The sequence below is a fragment of the Leisingera sp. S232 genome, assembly GCF_049800895.1.
Lineage (GTDB): Bacteria > Pseudomonadota > Alphaproteobacteria > Rhodobacterales > Rhodobacteraceae > Leisingera.
Genome location: NZ_JBNAFX010000003.1, coordinates 182736 through 199650, shown reverse-complemented (window position 1 = coordinate 199650; position 16915 = coordinate 182736). Strand labels below are relative to the sequence as shown.

Annotated in this window: 16 protein-coding genes; 4 read left to right on the top strand and 12 right to left on the bottom strand. The window is 59.7% G+C overall.

Going from position 1 to position 16915, the window contains the following annotated elements; translation table 11 throughout:
• Positions 1 to 92: 92 nt before the first annotated feature.
• The 10 genes from phoB to ACP151_RS03780 all read right to left on the bottom strand — a co-directional run bounded on the left by phoB (position 93) and on the right by ACP151_RS03780 (position 9715).
• The gene (gene phoB / locus ACP151_RS03825) at positions 93 to 782 is read right to left on the bottom strand and encodes a phosphate regulon transcriptional regulator PhoB (protein WP_424977532.1); all 690 of its coding nucleotides are present in this window, start codon (positions 780 to 782) and stop codon (positions 93 to 95) included.
• Positions 783 to 785: 3 nt separating this feature from the next.
• Positions 786 to 1496, bottom strand: a complete 711-nt coding sequence (gene phoU / locus ACP151_RS03820; protein ID WP_424977531.1) for a phosphate signaling complex protein PhoU — start codon at positions 1494 to 1496, stop codon at positions 786 to 788.
• A 16-nt stretch (positions 1497 to 1512) separates the two neighbouring features.
• Positions 1513 to 2310, bottom strand: coding sequence for a phosphate ABC transporter ATP-binding protein PstB (gene pstB / locus ACP151_RS03815; RefSeq protein ID WP_424977530.1), 798 nt, complete (start codon positions 2308 to 2310; stop codon positions 1513 to 1515).
• Positions 2311 to 2324: 14 nt separating this feature from the next.
• Complete coding sequence (pstA, locus tag ACP151_RS03810; RefSeq protein ID WP_424977529.1) at positions 2325 to 3683, bottom strand: phosphate ABC transporter permease PstA; 1359 nt, start codon at positions 3681 to 3683, stop codon at positions 2325 to 2327.
• Positions 3683 to 5155, bottom strand: a complete 1473-nt coding sequence (gene pstC / locus ACP151_RS03805) for a phosphate ABC transporter permease subunit PstC (protein ID WP_424977528.1) — start codon at positions 5153 to 5155, stop codon at positions 3683 to 3685. Before pstC ends, pstA begins: the two co-directional genes overlap by 1 nt.
• A 116-nt stretch (positions 5156 to 5271) precedes the next feature.
• Positions 5272 to 6327: a substrate-binding domain-containing protein gene (locus ACP151_RS03800; protein ID WP_424977527.1), complete on the bottom strand. Its 1056-nt coding sequence runs from the start codon at positions 6325 to 6327 to the stop codon at positions 5272 to 5274.
• Between the two features lie 203 nt (positions 6328 to 6530).
• Positions 6531 to 7571, bottom strand: a complete 1041-nt coding sequence (locus ACP151_RS03795; RefSeq protein WP_424977526.1) for a sensor histidine kinase — start codon at positions 7569 to 7571, stop codon at positions 6531 to 6533.
• 71 nt (positions 7572 to 7642) lie between these two features.
• Complete coding sequence (locus ACP151_RS03790) at positions 7643 to 8164, bottom strand: gamma carbonic anhydrase family protein (RefSeq protein WP_424977525.1); 522 nt, start codon at positions 8162 to 8164, stop codon at positions 7643 to 7645.
• Complete coding sequence (gene gmk / locus ACP151_RS03785) at positions 8161 to 8802, bottom strand: guanylate kinase (protein ID WP_424977524.1); 642 nt, start codon at positions 8800 to 8802, stop codon at positions 8161 to 8163. Before gmk ends, ACP151_RS03790 begins: the two co-directional genes overlap by 4 nt.
• 16 nt (positions 8803 to 8818) lie before the next feature.
• The gene (locus tag ACP151_RS03780; RefSeq protein ID WP_424977523.1) at positions 8819 to 9715 is read right to left on the bottom strand and encodes a YicC/YloC family endoribonuclease; all 897 of its coding nucleotides are present in this window, start codon (positions 9713 to 9715) and stop codon (positions 8819 to 8821) included.
• 236 nt (positions 9716 to 9951) lie between these two features.
• Between ACP151_RS03780 and ACP151_RS03775 the strand changes: the two genes are divergently transcribed.
• On the top strand, positions 9952 to 10770 hold the full coding sequence (locus tag ACP151_RS03775) for a PAS domain-containing protein (protein ID WP_424977522.1): 819 nt from the start codon (positions 9952 to 9954) through the stop codon (positions 10768 to 10770).
• 123 nt (positions 10771 to 10893) lie between these two features.
• Here ACP151_RS03775 and ACP151_RS03770 read toward each other — a convergent pair whose 3' ends face one another.
• Positions 10894 to 12264 carry a class II 3-deoxy-7-phosphoheptulonate synthase gene (locus ACP151_RS03770; RefSeq protein ID WP_424977521.1) on the bottom strand — a complete coding sequence of 457 codons (1371 nt, stop codon included), beginning with the start codon at positions 12262 to 12264 and terminating at the stop codon, positions 10894 to 10896.
• Between the two features lie 181 nt (positions 12265 to 12445).
• Here ACP151_RS03770 and ACP151_RS03765 point away from each other — a divergent pair, with 181 nt between their 5' ends.
• Positions 12446 to 13450 (top strand): GlxA family transcriptional regulator, encoded by a 1005-nt coding sequence (locus ACP151_RS03765; protein ID WP_424977520.1) that lies wholly within the window; start codon positions 12446 to 12448, stop codon positions 13448 to 13450.
• Positions 13451 to 13471: 21 nt separating this feature from the next.
• On the opposite strand, the gene ACP151_RS03760 is transcribed toward ACP151_RS03765, so the two are convergent.
• Positions 13472 to 14533: a PQQ-dependent sugar dehydrogenase gene (locus ACP151_RS03760; protein ID WP_424977519.1), complete on the bottom strand. Its 1062-nt coding sequence runs from the start codon at positions 14531 to 14533 to the stop codon at positions 13472 to 13474.
• 227 nt (positions 14534 to 14760) lie between these two features.
• On the opposite strand from ACP151_RS03760, the gene ACP151_RS03755 reads away from it, so the two are divergent.
• Together ACP151_RS03755 and ACP151_RS03750 are read left to right on the top strand one after the other, a co-directional pair.
• Positions 14761 to 15954, top strand: coding sequence for an ABC transporter substrate-binding protein (locus tag ACP151_RS03755; RefSeq protein ID WP_424977518.1), 1194 nt, complete (start codon positions 14761 to 14763; stop codon positions 15952 to 15954).
• Between the two features lie 97 nt (positions 15955 to 16051).
• Positions 16052 to 16837 (top strand): ABC transporter ATP-binding protein, encoded by a 786-nt coding sequence (locus ACP151_RS03750; RefSeq protein ID WP_424977517.1) that lies wholly within the window; start codon positions 16052 to 16054, stop codon positions 16835 to 16837.
• Positions 16838 to 16915 lie beyond the last annotated feature (78 nt).

The following is a 16915-nucleotide window of genomic DNA, read 5'->3' as shown; positions in this document are numbered from 1 at the left end:
CTGTGAGGATCGTGGGGGTGACAGGCGTGCACTTGATGTACACCGCCTGCGCACCTCCATATGCTGTTTCCACCTAGGTTTCAGCCCAGGTTTCAGCCCAGTGCATAACCCGCACCGCGCACGGTACGCACTGGATCATCGCCGCCATGTTGGGTCAGCGCCTTGCGCAACCGTCCGATGTGAACATCGACGGTGCGGGTGTCGACATAGATGTCACGGCCCCAGACCCGGTCCAATAGCTGTTCCCGGCTCCACACCCTGCCCGGTTTTTCGATGAAGGTGGAGAGCAGGCGGAATTCGGTCGGCCCCAGCTTCAGCGCGTTGCCGGCCCGGCTGACTTTGTGGGTCTCGGCGTCCAGCACGATGTCGCCGTACTCCAGCCGCACCCCAACAGTTGAGGGCCGCACACGGCGCAGCTGGCTGCGCACGCGAGCCATCAATTCGACCACCGAATATGGTTTCACCACATAGTCATCGGCACCGGTTTCCAAGCCTCGGACCTTGTCCACTTCCTCGGATCGGGCTGACAGCATGATCACCGGAATATTGCGGGTTTCTGCACGGGTTTTGAGACGACGACACACCTCGATACCGCTGAGATTGGGCATCATCCAGTCGAGAATGATGATGTCAGGCATGTCTTCTTCGACCACCAGCAGTGCTTCTTCGCCATCCTTGGCCCTGAGCACGCGGAAGCCGTCAGCTTCGAGGTTGTAAGCCAGCACTTCCCGCTGCGCCATTTCGTCCTCTACAACCAAAACGGTGGGCTGGTCGGCAGCCATAGATCAGATCTCCTGCGGTGTGGTCGAAGTGGTGTCGGCTTTTTTACGGTCTTCTTCCGGCTTCTCGCCGGTGACCAAATAGATCACCTGTTCGGCGATCGCGGTCACGTGGTCGCCCATTCGTTCCGTATTTTTTGCAATGAAATGCAGATGCATACAGGCTGAAATATTGCGCGGGTCCTCCATCATGTGGGTCAGCAGCTCGCGGAACAGGGCGTTGTACATCTGGTCCACGTCGCGGTCGCGCTCAATCACGTCTCGGGCCAGTTCCACATCGCGCTGAATGTAGGAGTCAAGCGCGTCCTTCAGCATTCGCTCCACCTCGCGCGCCATGCGGCGCAACGCTGAGGTGCCCTCCCTGTTGTTCGGCCCCTGGGCCAAAACCCCGGTACGTTTGGCCATGTTTTTTGCATAGTCGCCAATGCGTTCCAAGTTGCCGGCGATCTTCATCACCGAAAGAACCAGCCGCAGATCGGAGGCCGCGGGCGCGCGCAGGGCGATCAGCCGGGCGGCTTCCTCGTTGATAAGCTCTTCCAGACCGTCGATGGCCTTGTCCCCCTGACGCACGGTCAGCGCCAGTTCCTCGTCACGGGTTTCAAGCGCCTTGGCGGCCTCACGGATCGCGGCCTCGACCAGACCACCCATCTTCATGATCTGGGCTTGAATTGCCTCTAGATCACGGTCGAAAGCAGATGCAATATGTTGTGCAGTCATTTGTTTTTCCTAGAAATCAGCCGATCCGGCCGGTGATGTAGCTTTCCGTGCGCGAATCTTCGGGGTTGGTGAAGATCTGGCCAGTGGGGCCGAATTCCACCAGGTTTCCAAGGTGGAAGAAGGCGGTCTTCTGGCTGACACGGGCGGCCTGCTGCATTGAATGGGTGACGATCACCACCGAATAGCGGCTGCGCAGTTCGTCGATCAGTTCTTCAACCTGAGCAGTCGCAATCGGATCCAGCGCCGAGCAGGGCTCGTCCATCAACAAGACTTCCGGTTCTGTGGCCACAGCGCGGGCAATGCACAGGCGCTGCTGCTGACCACCGGAGAGGCCGGTGCCCGGCGCGTCCAGACGGTCTTTGACTTCGTCCCAGATCGCCGCACGGCGCAAGGATTTCTCAACTATTTCATCCAGTTCCGCTTTGTTTCTCGCCAGACCGTGAATACGCGGACCATAGGCCACGTTGTCATAGATCGACTTGGGGAACGGGTTCGGTTTCTGGAACACCATGCCGACCTTGGCGCGCAGCTGCACCGGGTCAACGCGGCGGTCATAGATGTCTTCGCCATCCAACAGGATGTCGCCTTTCACACGGCAGATGCCAATGGTATCATTCATCCGGTTCAGGCAGCGCAAAAAGGTCGACTTGCCGCAGCCTGAGGGCCCGATGAAGGCGGTGACGGTCTTATCCTCAATCTCGACATTCACGTCTTTGATTGCGTGGGAGTCGCCGTAATGGACATTGACGTCTCGGGCGGCGATTTTGATGTTCTGGGTGTCCACGGTCTTGTCCATCAAGGTCATGTCGTTCATTGCACTATGCCCCCTTACCAGCGGCGTTCAAAGCGGCGGCGCAGGATCACGGCAAGCGTGTTCATGGTCACCAGGAAGATGAGAAGAATGATGATGCCACCCCAGGCGCGTTCATAGAACGCCGGGTCAGCGCGTTTGGCCCATTCGTAGATCTGGGCAGGCATGGCAGAGTTCGGGGCCAGCAGCCCGTCCGCCAGGGTTTCCGGCGCATTGGAGGCAATGAAGCCGACCATGCCAATGAGCAGCAGCGGCGCGGTTTCTCCCAGTGCCTGCGCCAGGCCGATGATGGTGCCGGTCAGAATGCCGGGAGCGGCCAGCGGCAGCACATGGTGAAACACGGCCTGCATCTTTGACGCGCCGACACCCAGCGCGGCATCGCGGATCGACGGGGGAACAGCTTTCAGCGCGGCGCGGGTCGAGATGATGATGGTCGGAAGTGTCATCAGTGTCAGCACCAGACCGCCCACCAGCGGTGCCGAGGTCGGCAGGTGCATATAGTTGATGAACACGGCCAGGCCGAGGATACCAAACACAATCGACGGCACCGCAGCAAGGTTGGAGATGTTCACCTCAATCATGTCGGTGAGCCAGTTCTGCGGCGCAAACTCCTCAAGATAGATCGAGGCGGCCACACCAATCGGCAGGGCCAGCGCCAGCACCACCAGCATCATGGACAGTGACCCCAGCATGGCGACACCGATACCGGCCGCTTCGGGGCGGGCATCAGAGGCATCCGCGCCCAGAATGAAGTCGAGGTTAAAGGTCTTCTCCAGCGCACCAGCGACGGCCAAGGCATCAACAATATCAAGCTGTTCCGGCGAAATGTTCTTGTCCCGCTCAATGCTAGCCCGGGTAACCCGACCCTTCATGTAGCCGTCGACACGGCTGGAGGCGAGGAAGCGGAACTCCACTGTCTGGCCGATCTGATCCGGATTGGCGATCACATATTCGCGCAGCTGGGCGGCAGCGTCCTTGGACAGAATTGCCGCCAGCTGCTTGGCCTTGAGACCGGTCTCGATGCCCAGCTCCTCGACCACGCTGGTCATGGCTCCCTTGATGATCGGCGCATAGCCAAAGGTTGTGACCTTCTTGATGTCAGCCAGATCGCGGTTGCCCTTCTTGTCGAGCTTCTGTTCCAGAAGGTCGACCTGCAGAGTGACAAAGGTCTGCTGGAACGCCCCGGTGCCCTTTCCAACAATGGTGGTCACCAGGACAGCCAACATCAGCAGACCTGCTGCGATGGCGGCGATACCATAGGCCTTGAACCGGGTTTCCGCGGCATTTCGCTTTTTGGTATGCGGGCTTTGTTCCAGTAGCGAACCGCCGTGTTTACGGGGCGCGGTGCCAGAGGTGTTTTGGCTGAGGTCAGTCATTATTCGTACTGCTCCCGGTATGTGCGCACGATATACAGCGCCAGGACGTTCAGGCCGAGGGTCAGAACAAACAGGGTCAGACCCAAGGCAAAGGCAACCAGCGTTTCCGGGCTGGCAAAATCGGTGTCGCCGGTCAATTGGCTGACAATCCGGGTGGTGATGGTGGTCATCGAGTCCAGCGGATTGGCAGAGAACTTGGCAATCGCCCCGGCCCCCATCACCACAATCATGGTCTCGCCGATCGCGCGTGAGGCGGCCAGCAGCACCGCGCCGACGATGCCTGGCAGAGCTGCCGGCAAAACCACCTGGCGCACGGTTTCGGACTTGGTCGCGCCAAGGCCCAGAGAGCCGTCGCGCATCGCCTGCGGCACCGCGTTGATGATGTCATCGGACAGCGAGGACACAAAGGGGATCAGCATGATGCCCATCACCAGACCGGCAGTCAAAACAGAGGTGGCACCAGCCATCCACTCGACCCCCAAAAGCCCGCCCTTGCCAAAGAGATCGGCCAGCGCCGGGCCTACGGTCAGCAGCGCAAACAGGCCGTAGACGATGGTGGGAATGCCCGCCAGGATCTCTAACAGCGGCTTGGCAAAGGCGCGCACGGCGCCACTGGCGTATTCCGACAGGTATATGGCGGCAAACAGGCCGACCGGCACCGCCACCAGCAGCGCGATCAAGGAGATGTAAAGCGTGCCCCACAAAAGCGGCAGGATCGACAGTTCACTGCCACCGCGGAAGTTGGGAGCCCAGGTGGTGCCGAAGAAGAAATCGGTCCAGGAATGCAGGCCAAAGAAGTTTTTGGTTTCAAACAGCATCGACAGAACAATGCCGACCGTCGTCAGGATCGCCAGCGAGGCGGCCAGGATCAAGAGCGCCAGCACCGCGCGCTCTACGACATTGCGGGCGCGAAAATCCTTGTGGATGCGCATGTAGGCGAAGACAAAACCACCAATCGCCAGCAGCGCCACAACCGCCGTCATGGCGTCGCGACCGTTTTGGGACAGGTTGCGATACGCCTGGGCAGCGCTCAGCGCCTCTGGACGCACCTTGGAGCCAAGGGCCACGCCCACCTCGCCCATCAGGGCACGCAGGTCCTGCGCGCCTGCGCTGGCATTGCGCGCCTCACGGGGGGTCAAAAGCCCCTGCTCCACTGCCAAATCCAGCCCTTCGGCAACCCGGCGCACGTCGCTCATCACCAGACCGATGGAAGAGCTTTCTGGGATTGCCTCTGCCGGGATCATACCCGAGACCCGGGTTTCAATGAACACCGGCTGGGCCAGCAGCCAGACGGCCAGCGCCGCGATAGACGGCACAAAAGCCGCAAGCGCCACGTGGTAGCCGTAATAGGATGGCAGCGAATGAAGATCTTTGACATTGCCCGCGGCAGTGGCAATCGCACGGCGGCGGCCGCCATAGTACCCCGCGGCAGAGAGCGCAAGCAGGAGGGCAACAAGCCAGAAAGTGGGCATGAAAGGCTCCGGTTTTGGCAGTGGCGTTTAAGCAGCGGCAGCCCTGCCGCAGTAAGATTGCGCCGGGGCGGAGGATGGCTCCGCCCCGGCAAGGATCAGATCACAGGCAGGCCTGTTCAGGAGTTACCGTCCATCACGGTCTCATTGGAAACCGCTTCCTGGGTTTCGGTCAGCTGCGGGTCGGCAACCAGACCGTATTCGGCCAGCGGGCCGTCTTCGCCTGCAACTTCGTCAGCGACGAAGAACTCGGTATATTCTTTCAGGCCGGGGATCACGCCGATGTGGGCTTGCTTGACGTAGAAGAACAGCGGGCGGGAGACCGGGTATTCGCCGGTTGCAATGCTTTCGGTCGAGGGCTCCACACCAGACATGGTGGCAACCTGCAGCTTGTCGGTGTTGTTCTCGTAAAACGCCAGGCCAAAGACGCCGATGCCGTCCTTGTTGGACTCAATCCGGGCCAGGGTTTCGGTGTAGTCGCCGTCGATGTCTACCGATTTGCCATCAGTGCGCAGGGCGATACAGGCTTTCTCAGCCGCTTTGTGCCTGGCCTTGTCGGTGTCGCCTGAAGCCTGGGCCAGCAGCTGATCAAACGCGCCGGTGGCCTCGCAGCCCGCCAGGATCACTTTGTCTTCGAACACTTCGCGGGTGCCGTGCTTGGTACCCGGCACGAAGGCCTGGATGTCCACAGCCGGAAAGTTCGGGTTTACGTCAGCCCAGGTGGTGTTCGGATTGTCGGCCAGTTCGCCGTCAACCAGCACCTTGTCGGACAGGGCCAGGAACCAGTCGGTTGGAGTGAATTCAAAGGAATTGGCGCCGATGTCGGAGGCAAAAACGATGCCGTCATAGCCGATGCGGACTTCGATGATATCGGTCACGCCGTTTTCGGCACAAGCCGCGATTTCCTTGTCTTTGATGCGGCGCGACGCGTTCGCGACATCGATGGTGTTTTCGCCCACACCTTCGCAGAAACGCTTGAGCCCGGCAGAGGAGCCGCCGGATTCGACAACCGGAGTCGGGAAATCAAAGTTCTCGCCAAAGGCTTCTGCCACGATGGAGGCGTAAGGCAGAACGGTGGACGAACCTGCAACCTGCACCTGATCGCGCGCGGCGGCTGCGGTGGCGGAAACGGCGGAAATCGCCAGAGCGGAAGCGGTCAGTTTCACAAAGGACATTTGTGTCTCCAAGAGTTTCAAAGGTCGATCACCCCGTGATGATCTTGCCGCCTCTCCTAGAAGCCGCTGATGAGGCTTTTGTGACAGCCATGTAACGGCTGTATGACAAAGCCGGGCTCGGCAGAAAAAATCTGATACAAACGGCAAAGCCGCCGCCGTGGAAAAGCGGCGGCGGCGGCTACAGATCGGCATGCGGGAATAGATTAATCCGGCAAAACCACTGTGAAAACAGAACCTTGCCCAAGTTCACTTTCGACCCGAAACCGTCCGCGGTGGCGATTGACGATATGTTTGACGATCGCCAGGCCAAGGCCAGTGCCGCCCATCTCTCGGGACCGGTGGCTGTCGGCGCGGTAAAAACGTTCGGTCAGCCGCGGCAGGTGAATGGGAGCGATTCCCGGGCCGTTGTCGATCACCTGAACCAGCGCGGCGGCCGCGCGCACCGACGGATCGCGGTCCGTATGGGTCAACACGACCCGCACCTGATCGCCGCCGTATTTCACTGCGTTCTCCACCAGGTTAATGAACACCTGCTGTAGTTGATCCGGATCTCCGGTGACAAAGACCGAGGCTTCCGGTGCATCCAGGGTCAACACAGTGCTGCGCGCCTCAGCCACCGGCGCCAGCGTTTTGAGGGTGGAGTCCAGAAGTCCGGTCAGGTCCACCTGTTCTTTGGGACGCACGCGTTCTTCGCTTTCGACCCGGTTCAGCGACAAGAGGTCGCCCACAAGGCGGTTCATGCGGCTGGCCTCACCTTCCATGATCATAAGAAACCGGTCGCGGGCGGCAGCGTCATCCCTGGCAGGCCCGCGCAGGGTTTCAATGAATCCGATCAGGGCAGTCAGGGGCGTGCGCAGTTCATGGCTGACATTTGCGACAAAGTCCCGGCGCATCTGGCCGGCCTGCTCGCGTTCGGTGGTATCGTCGAAACAGGCCAGAACCGCGCCGCCGCCCACCGCACCAATGCCAGACACATAGCGCAGAGTGACTGTGTACGTGGCCTCTTGCGCGCCGTCGTTGGACAGATGCCGCGCAGTACGGGATTGCTTGTCTTGCAGGCAGGCCTCGATCGCGGAGGCCACGCTGGGCTGGCGCAGGATAGTGGCAAAGTGGCGCCCCCTGATCCCCTGCCCCAGCAGTATCTCAGCACCGCTGTTGATGGCAATGAAGCGTTCGGTCTGGTCGACCATCACAGCAGGCAGCGGAATCGCCGCCAGAAACCCGTCTATCAGATCCGTTGTCATCTGGTCCCCGCAGTTAAGATCCCCGCCTGTCTAGCGCCTCAATGTAAAGCGGATGTTTCATAACCCGCCGGTTACAGCGGTTTCAGCTCTGCCCGGAACCGGCGCATGTTGTCCTGGTAAAGAAGTGCGCTTTGAGTGAGCTTTTCAGCCAGCGCCGCGTCCACCTCCCGAACCACCTTGCCGGGACTGCCCATCACCAGCGAGTTGTCCGGGATCTCCTTGTTTTCGGTGATCAAAGCGCCAGCACCGATCAGGCAGTTCCTGCCGATTTTCGCACCATTCAGGACAGTTGCGCCCATACCCACCAGGGAGTTCTCGCCAATGGTGCAGCCATGCAGCATCGCCTTGTGGCCGATGGTGCAGTTTCTGCCGATGGTCAGCGGATAGCCCGCATCGATATGCATCACCACGTTTTCCTGCACATTGGCGCCTTCGCAGATGCGGATTTCCTCGTGGTCGGCGCGGATTGTAACGCCGAACCAGACCGAGGACCCCGCTTCCATTACCACTTTGCCAATCAGGTTGGCATCAGCAGCAACCCACGTGTCCTCATGGAGCTGAGGCTGATGCGTTCCAAGAGCATAAAGTGTCATGACTGCTCCTCGAACTGGGTTTGCAGGGTGCGGACATGATCCTGCAGCGTGGGCTGCTGTATGCGGCGCATTCGTTCGGCCTCGACGATGGTTTTCAGCCTGGCCTCGGTCTCGTCCAGGTCATCGTTGACCAGAACATAGTCGTAATAGCCCCAGTGGCTGATCTCATCCCAGCTTTTCTGCATCCGCTTGCCGATCACCTCATCGCTGTCTTGGGCGCGGGTTTCCAGGCGGCGGCGCAGTTCAGCGATCGACGGCGGCAGGATAAAGATAGACAGCGCGTGTTTGCCAAGGTCCGAATTGCGGATCTGGATTTCGCCTTGCCAATCGACATCGAACAGCACGTCCTGGCCAGCCTCGATCGTGTCTTTCACCGGCCCCGCGGGTGAGCCGTAGAAGTTGCCGAAGACATGGGCATGTTCCAGCATGCCGCCTTCTGCAACCTTCTGGCGGAATTCGTCCTCTGACATGAAATAATATTCACGACCATGCTCCTCGCCGGGACGCGGCGCGCGGGTGGTTGCGGAAACTGAGAAGGCAAGGCCCGGATCCCAGGCCATCAGGCGGCGGGCCAGGGTAGATTTGCCTGCGCCCGAAGGCGACGAGAGGATAATCAAAAGGCCGCGGCGGTCTGCCATCGTGGCACTCCTTTTCTCATTCTATGTTCTGCACCTGCTCGCGCATCTGGTCGATCACGGTTTTCAACTCAAGCCCCACCGCCGTCAAGCCGCTGTGCTGGGCTTTGGAGCACAATGTGTTGGCCTCGCGGTTGAACTCCTGCATCAGAAAGTCCAGTTTTCGGCCCACTGCGCCGCCCTTCCCCAGCAGATCCCGTGCTGCGGCCACATGGGCGCCAAGACGGTCCAGCTCCTCTGTGACGTCAGCCTTCACTGCGATCAGCGCCAATTCCTGCGCCACCCGGTCCGGGTCGGCGCCTTCGGCATTTTCCATTACTCGGGACAGATTGGCCTTCAGCGTTTCAGCCATCTTGACCTTGCGCTCTTCTGCACGCTCCTCTGCCTGGACTGTCAGGGCAGCGACCTGCTCCAGCTGGCCGTTAAGGATTGTGGCAAGCGCAGCGCCTTCTGCCTCGCGCATCTGGACAAACTCCGCCACGAGTGTTTCCAGTTCCTTGCCAAGCAAGGCCACCAAAGGCCCCGGATCATCATCGCCTGCTGACTGCTCCAGCACACCTTTAAAGGACAAAAGCTCAGCCGCTGTGGCCGGGCTGATCTCAACCCGGTTCTGGCTGGCAACGGACTGCGCCTCTCCCAGTGCCTTGACCACAGATTGCAAAACGGACGCGTTGACCTGCACCTGCCCGGCACTGTCTTCGGTGCGCGTGATACGCAGCGCCAGGGAGACATTCCCCCTTGCAAGCGCCTTGGTCAGCGCAGACCGTGTTGTGTTTTCAAGACCTTCCAGCCAATCCGGGATTCGCAGCCGAACATCCAGCCCCTTGGCGTTGACAGAGCGAATGTCCCAGCTCCAGCTGTGCTGCCCGGAACTGCCCTGCGCCGAAGCAAAGGCGGTCATGCTGCGGATAGTCATAAAAAGGCCCCCTGATCACTGCCGTCTACCTGCTGTACCGTCTGCGAACGACAGGGTGCAAGCGCAATAGCAAAACAGGTCGGGCCAGTCTGTTAACCATTGCTTAAAGAAGTAGTCCAAATTTGAATTATATTGTGGCATCTTAACTTCAGGGTAACCAAACCGGCCCTAAGTCTTAATGCAGCAAGAAGCTGCACTAGACGCAAGGGATGACCGGCGTTGCAGGGGAAGATGAAATGATTTTTGGCAGCCGCAGTAAAGACGGTAAATCTGGCGGACAGGGCAACGTTGTGTCGATGGACCGCTTTCGCAAAGGCGGAACTCTGTCGCCCCTGCGCCAGGCAGAGGCTTACTGGACAGCACTGCGCCGCGGCGATGATGTGCCCAGCCGCTCGCAAATTGATCCGCGCGGGCTGGAAAACATCCTGAGCAACACGTTTATTCTGGAACGCATCGCACCGGGCATTGCCCGCTTCCGCCTGGCCGGCTCGCTGGTCAATGAGATGGCCGGCATGGAAGTCCGTGGCATGCCAGTGACCGCCTTCTTCACCGCAGATGCGCGCAAACAGCTGAGCAGCGCGATGGAGCATATGTTTGACACACCCGCCACGGTGGAGCTTGAACTGCAGGTCGAAGGCCCGCGCCTGAAAACACCACGTGAAGCCCGCATGCTTCTGCTGCCCCTGCGCAGCGATCTGGGTGACATCAGCCGTGTGCTGGGGGTGCTTGTGGCGGATGACGCCACATCGGTGACATCGCAACGGTTCTCCATCACGTCTATCGAAATGCGCGCCGTTGGCAAACCCGAAGGCGCCCCTGCGTTTAAGGCCAAGCCGCGGGAAGACAGCAAGGAAGAGGCCCGCGCCGAAGCCATCCAGCCCAACCCGGGCTTTGCGGAAACCCAGGCCCGCTTCAAACCGGAGCAGACGCTGCTGGATGAAGCCAAGGCATTGCTGGACCGCAGCCGGGCAGGCAAGGCAGCGGAACCGCCCAAACCGGAACCTGCCAAGGGCAAAGGCGCACCGCATTTGCGGCTGGTGGTCAGCCGCGACTGATCCTGGTCCTGCACCCAGTGAAATTCCAATTCAAGTACAAGGTCATAGCTGCTTGAACTGACTGCGCCCCGTGGGAGAACCCCCGGGGCGCCTTTTTTACGGCAAGGGAAACCTCGCCTGACGTCAGCCGGCCTGGCGGGTTGTCTGGCTTGCACGCAGGGCAGACAGTTCCTCAGCGACCAGGAAGGCCAGTTCCAGCGACTGGCTGGCGTTCAGGCGCGGGTCGCAAGCAGTGTGGTAGCGGTCGCTCAGGTCCTCATCCGTCACCGCTCGCACGCCACCGGTGCATTCGGTCACGTCCTGGCCGGTCATTTCAAAATGCACGCCACCGGGAATGGTACCCTCTGCCTTGTGAACACCGAAGAAGTCGCGCACTTCGCGCAACACGCTGTCGAAAGGCCGGGTCTTGTAGCCTGTGGAAGACTTGATGGTGTTGCCATGCATCGGGTCGCAGACCCAGGTGACCTTGGCACCTTCTTCTTTCACAGCTTTGACCAGACGCGGCAAATGCTCCCCTGCCTTGCCGGCACCAAAGCGTGCGATCAGGGTCAGTTTGCCCTCTTCGTTTTCCGGGTTCAGGCGCGCCATCAGCACCTTCAGATCTTCAGCCGTGGTGGTCGGGCCGCATTTCAGGCCGATCGGGTTCAACACGCCACGGCAGAATTCCACATGGGCGCCGTCCGGCTGGCGGGTGCGGTCCCCGATCCAGATCATATGGCCAGACCCCGCCAACCATTTGCCAGAGGTGGAATCCAAACGGGTCAGCGCCTCTTCATATTCCAGCAGCAGGCCTTCGTGGCTGGTGTAGAAATCGACAGTCGAGAATTCATGGGTCGTGTCGGCAGTGATGCCAGCCGCTGCCATAAAGTCGATCGTGTCCTGAATGCGGGTGGCAATTTCGCTGTATTTCTGGACTTCCTGCTCATCCGTAAAGCCCAGGGTCCAGGAATGAACCCGGCTCATATCGGCAAAACCGCCGGTAGAAAATGCGCGCAGCAGGTTCAGGGTTGCCGCGGCCTGGGTATAGGCCTGCAGCATTTTCTTCGGGTTAGGAATGCGGGCTGCGGCAGTGAAATCCAGTTCATTGATGATATCGCCGCGGTAGCTGGGCAGTTCCACGCCATCAATTGTTTCAGTTGGCGCGCTGCGTGGCTTGGCAAATTGACCCGCCATGCGACCGACTTTCACCACTGGCACCTTGGCGCCGTACGTCAGCACCATTGCCATCTGCAGCATCACCTTAAAGGTGTCGCGGATCGCGTCAGCGGAAAACTGGTCAAAGCTTTCGGCGCAGTCGCCGCCTTGCAGCAAAAACGCCTCGCCGCGCCCGGCTGCCCCCAGGTTCTGTTTCAAGCGCCGCGCTTCGCCGGCAAAGACCAGCGGCGGATACTTCGAAAGCTGAGCTTCGACAGCGTTCAGCGCAGCCGCATTCGTATAGTCCGGCATCTGAACCCGCGGCTTGCTGCGCCAGTCCGTTTTTTGCCATTCACTCATGACTTTATCTCCGCATCAGAGGTCTTTAGAATATTGTTGGCGCTCTATACAAAATCCGCTGCAGAGAGGCCAGTTTAGAATTGCGGAGACTTGACCCCGGAGCCAAGCTGTGAGCACGGTTTTCTGACCCGCCGCGGACAGTGCTCTCGCGGCCTGACTCGTTTCTTGAAGGACGCTCGCCATGCAGACGCCGCGCAAGCCTGCTGTATCTGGAACCGCCGTAAGCCAGCCAAAGAGATTTGTATTTGTTCTGCTCGACAAATTCACCCTGCTTTGCTTTTCGGCCGCCATGGAATCGCTGCGGATCGCGAACAGAATGGCCGGGCAAGAACTGTACACCTGGACCGTGGTTGGCGAAGGGGGTGATACCGTAACCTGCTCTGCCGGCACTGTCTTCAAGCTTGATTCGGATCTTTGTGAGCTGCAGCGTGACGATACCATCATGCTGTGCGGTGGCATTGACGTTCAGGACTCTTCGACCAAGAAAATCCTGTCCTGGCTGCGGCGCGAGGCCCGCAAGGGCCTGATGGTCGGCGGCTTGTGCACCGCGTCCTATACATTGGCCAAAGCCGGGCTGCTGGACGGCAAGCGTGCGACCATTCACTGGGAAAACGCCGACAGTTTCAGCGAGGAATTCGACGAGGTGGAACTGGCGAAGTCGGTTTTCGTCATCGACGGCAACCGGCTGTCGACTGCTGGCGGCACATCATCGATTGACCTGATGCTCAAGCTGATTGCCAATGACCAGGGCGAGAATCTTGCCAATTCGGTTGCCGACCAGCTGATCTATTCCTCTATTCGTACCGACCAGGACACCCAGCGTCTGTCGATCCCGACCCGCATCGGGGTGCGCCACCCCAAGCTGTCAATGGTCATTCAGATGATGGAAGCCAATATCGAAGAGCCGATCAGCCCTTCGATCCTGGCGCAGGATGTGGGCATGTCCACTCGTCAGCTGGAGCGGCTGTTCCGCCGTTATCTGAACCGCTCCCCCAAGCGCTATTATATGGAGCTGCGGCTGCAGAAAGCGCGCAATCTTCTGATGCAGACCGACATGAGCGTGATCAATGTTGCGCTGGCCTGTGGCTTTGCGTCTCCGTCGCATTTCTCCAAATGCTACCGGGCCCACTATGACACCACCCCCTACCGCGAGCGCGGCAGCAAGGCGGCGGCATACAAGACGTAACAGACCGGACGGCCGCTCTGCCTACCGGGCAATCCTGAAAAGCGCTCCTTCTGTTTCTGACGCGAACCAGATGCTGCCATCGGACGCTTCCTGCACATCGCGGATGCGCCCGGTTAGGCTGCTGCGCAATTGCTCTGCCTCCCTTAGTGGCCTGCCGGACAGCCGGGAGATATAGTCGAACTTGAGCGAACCGACAAAGATATCACCCCGCCATTCCGGCCACATCCGGCCGGAATAGACCAGCATGCCAGAGGGCGCCATGGATGGGTCCCAGTGCCACTCCGGCTGCTCCATGCCATCTTTCGCCCTCCCCTCACCGATTTTCGCGCCAGAGTAATGACGCCCGTAAGAAATCACCGGCCAACCATAGTTGGCACCCTTGCGCACCCGGTTCACTTCATCACCGCCTTTTGCCCCATGTTCTGCCACCCAGAGCGCGCCGCGCTGGTCCAGCGCCATGCCTTGAGGATTGCGGTGTCCGTAGGACCAGATTTCAGGCTGCGCCCCGTCAAGCCCTGCAAACGGATTGCCAGACGGCACCGAACCGTCCCTGCTGATCCGCACCACCGAGCCTTGATGCAGGCGCAGGTCTTGTGCACTGGAGCGGTCGCCGCGCTCGCCCAGAGAGATAAACAGAGAGCCATCCCGTGCTTCAACCACGCGAGAGCCGAAATGGCGCCCGCCCCGGGCACCAGGCGCAGCCTCGAATAGAATGCGCAGGCCGGTCAGAGCCGTGTTGTCTTGGCTCAGGCGGCCAGAGGCCAGTGCCGCTCCCGCTCCCTGCCCCTGACGCTTGGAAAAGGTCAGAAAGACTTCCCGGCTGACAAGAAAATCTTGCGGCACCATCACGTCCAACAGACCACCCTGCCCATCAGCCAGTATTGGAGGAAGGCCAGAGATCTGATTCCTTTTGCCATCCTTGACGTAAAAAAGAACACCTTCACGTTCCGTTACCAGAAGGCCACCGCCGGGCAGAAAAGCAAATGCCCAGGGAACGTCAAATCCGCCGACCATCTTCTGAACGCGCAGCTCACCGGCGCTGCTGTCCAGTGTATCTGCCTGAACTATATCAGAAAACGGCATCATAACAGCCAAGGACGTCAACATAAGTAACCGACGCAACATTTCTACTTCCTTTTCTGTTATTTTAGACTTAAAACATGTCCAGTTCCGCAACTCAAAAACTGATAATAGCGGAGAAAAACGGGACGGACTCTTTGAAATCTCTCGCCTCAACGGGACTTTTCTTTTTCAGACGGCTTGCCTAGGGTCCGATGTGAACATTTTGTTCCAACAATGGGAGTTCTCAAATGAAGAAACTGCTGATGGCCACCGCGGCTGCTGCACTGACTGCTGGCACCGCTTATGCCGGCGGCCACGCCAAGGAAGTGAAACTGGGCGTGCTTTTCGGCTTCACCGGCCCAATTGAATCCTTGGCCCCGGCTATGGGCGACGGCGCTGAGCTGGCAATGGAAGAAGTCACCAAGTCCGGCAAGCTGCTGGACAGCGCCACCGTGACCCCGGTCCGCGCTGACACCGGATGCATCGACAACGGGCTGGCCGTGGCAAACGGCGAGAAACTGGTTGCCGAAGGCGTCAACGGCATCATCGGCGGCGACTGCTCTGGCGTGACCGGCGCGATCCTGCAGAATGTGGCGATCCCGAATGGCATGGTGATGATCTCACCGTCCGCCACCTCGCCCGGCCTGTCGTCCATGGAAGACAACGGCCTGTTCTTCCGCACCTCACCGTCGGACGCCCGTGAAGGCCAGGTGATGGCCGAGATCCTGAAAGAGCGCGGCATCAACTCGATCGCCCTGACCTACACCAACAACGACTACGGCAAGGGCCTGGCGGATGCGATCCAGTCTTCGTTCGAGGGCGTTGGTGGCGAAGTCACCATTGTGACCGCCCATGAAGATGGCAAAGGCGACTATTCCGCGGAAGTCGGCGCGCTGGCATCCGCTGGCGGCGATATTCTGGTTGTGGCTGGCTATCTGGATCAGGGCGGCCTGGGCATCATCCAGGGTTCGCTGGATTCCGGTGCGTTTGACACCTTTGGCCTGCCCGGCGGCATGATCGGCGACAGCCTGCCTGCAAACGTTGGCGCAGACCTCGACGGCTCCTTTGGCCAGATCGCGGGCTCCGACAGCAAGGGTGCAGAAATCTTTGCTGAAATGGCAAAAGAGCGCGGCTTTGACGGCACCTCTGCTTATGCGTCTGAATCCTATGACGCAGCGGCGCTGTTCATGCTGGCGATGCAGGCTGCCAACTCCACCAACCCGGCGGATTACGTCGGCAAGATCCTGGATGTGGCAAACGCACCGGGCGAGCCGATCAACCCGGGTGAGCTGGGCAAGGCGCTGGAAATCCTCGCCGCCGGTGGTGAGATCGACTATCAGGGTGCAACCGGCGTTGAACTGATTGGCCCAGGTGAGAGCGCAGGCTCCTACCGTGAGATCGAAGTGAAGGGCGGCAAGAACGAGACCCTTCGATTCCGCTGATAACCACCTGTAAAGTAAAGAAAAAGATCAGTCCGGGTTCCGCCCGGGCTGGTCAAAGCTAAAAACGCCGCAAAACTGCGGCAGGGGATGAAATGACATGATCGTCGTCGAGGACTTGCACAAGCACTTCGGCGGGTTCCACGCGGTTGACGGCGCCTCGCTGGAAATCGCTAAGGGGTCCATAACAGGTTTGATCGGCCCGAACGGGGCAGGAAAAACCACTCTTTTCAACGTTATCGCGGGTGTTCTGGAACCGACCTCAGGCCGGGTTACCATGGATGGCGAGGATATCACCGGCCTGCCGCCGCATGAGCTGTTCCACAAGGGACTGCTGCGCACGTTTCAGATTGCGCATGAGTTTTCCTCGATGACCTGCCGCGAGAACCTGATGATGGTGCCGGGTGCGCAATCGGGGGAAACCCTGTGGAACACCTGGTTCGGCCGCAAGCGGATTGCCGACGAGGAACGCGCATTGCGGGCCAAAGCGGATGAGGTGCTGGAGTTCCTCACCATCAGCCACATCGCGGATCTGAAAGCGGGCCAGGTGTCCGGCGGCCAGAAGAAGCTGCTGGAACTGGGCCGCACCATGATGGTGGACGCCAAAATCGTTTTCCTGGATGAGGTCGGCGCCGGGGTGAACCGCACCCTGCTCTATACCATCGCCGACGCCATCAAGCGCCTGAACGAAGAACGCGGATATACCTTTGTCGTCATTGAGCACGACATGGAATTCATCGGTCGTCTCTGCGATCCGGTGATCTGCATGGCCGAGGGCAAGAAGCTGGCCGAAGGTACCCTGGACGAGATCAAGGCAAATGAGCACGTGATCGAAGCCTATCTGGGCACTGGCCTGAAGAACAAAGACAAGCTGGAAAACGCGTGATGGATTGGCCTGCTGCCTTTGGGGGCTCTGCCCCCGCCGCTGCGCGGCTCCCCCGGAGTTTTTTCAGAAAGATGAAAG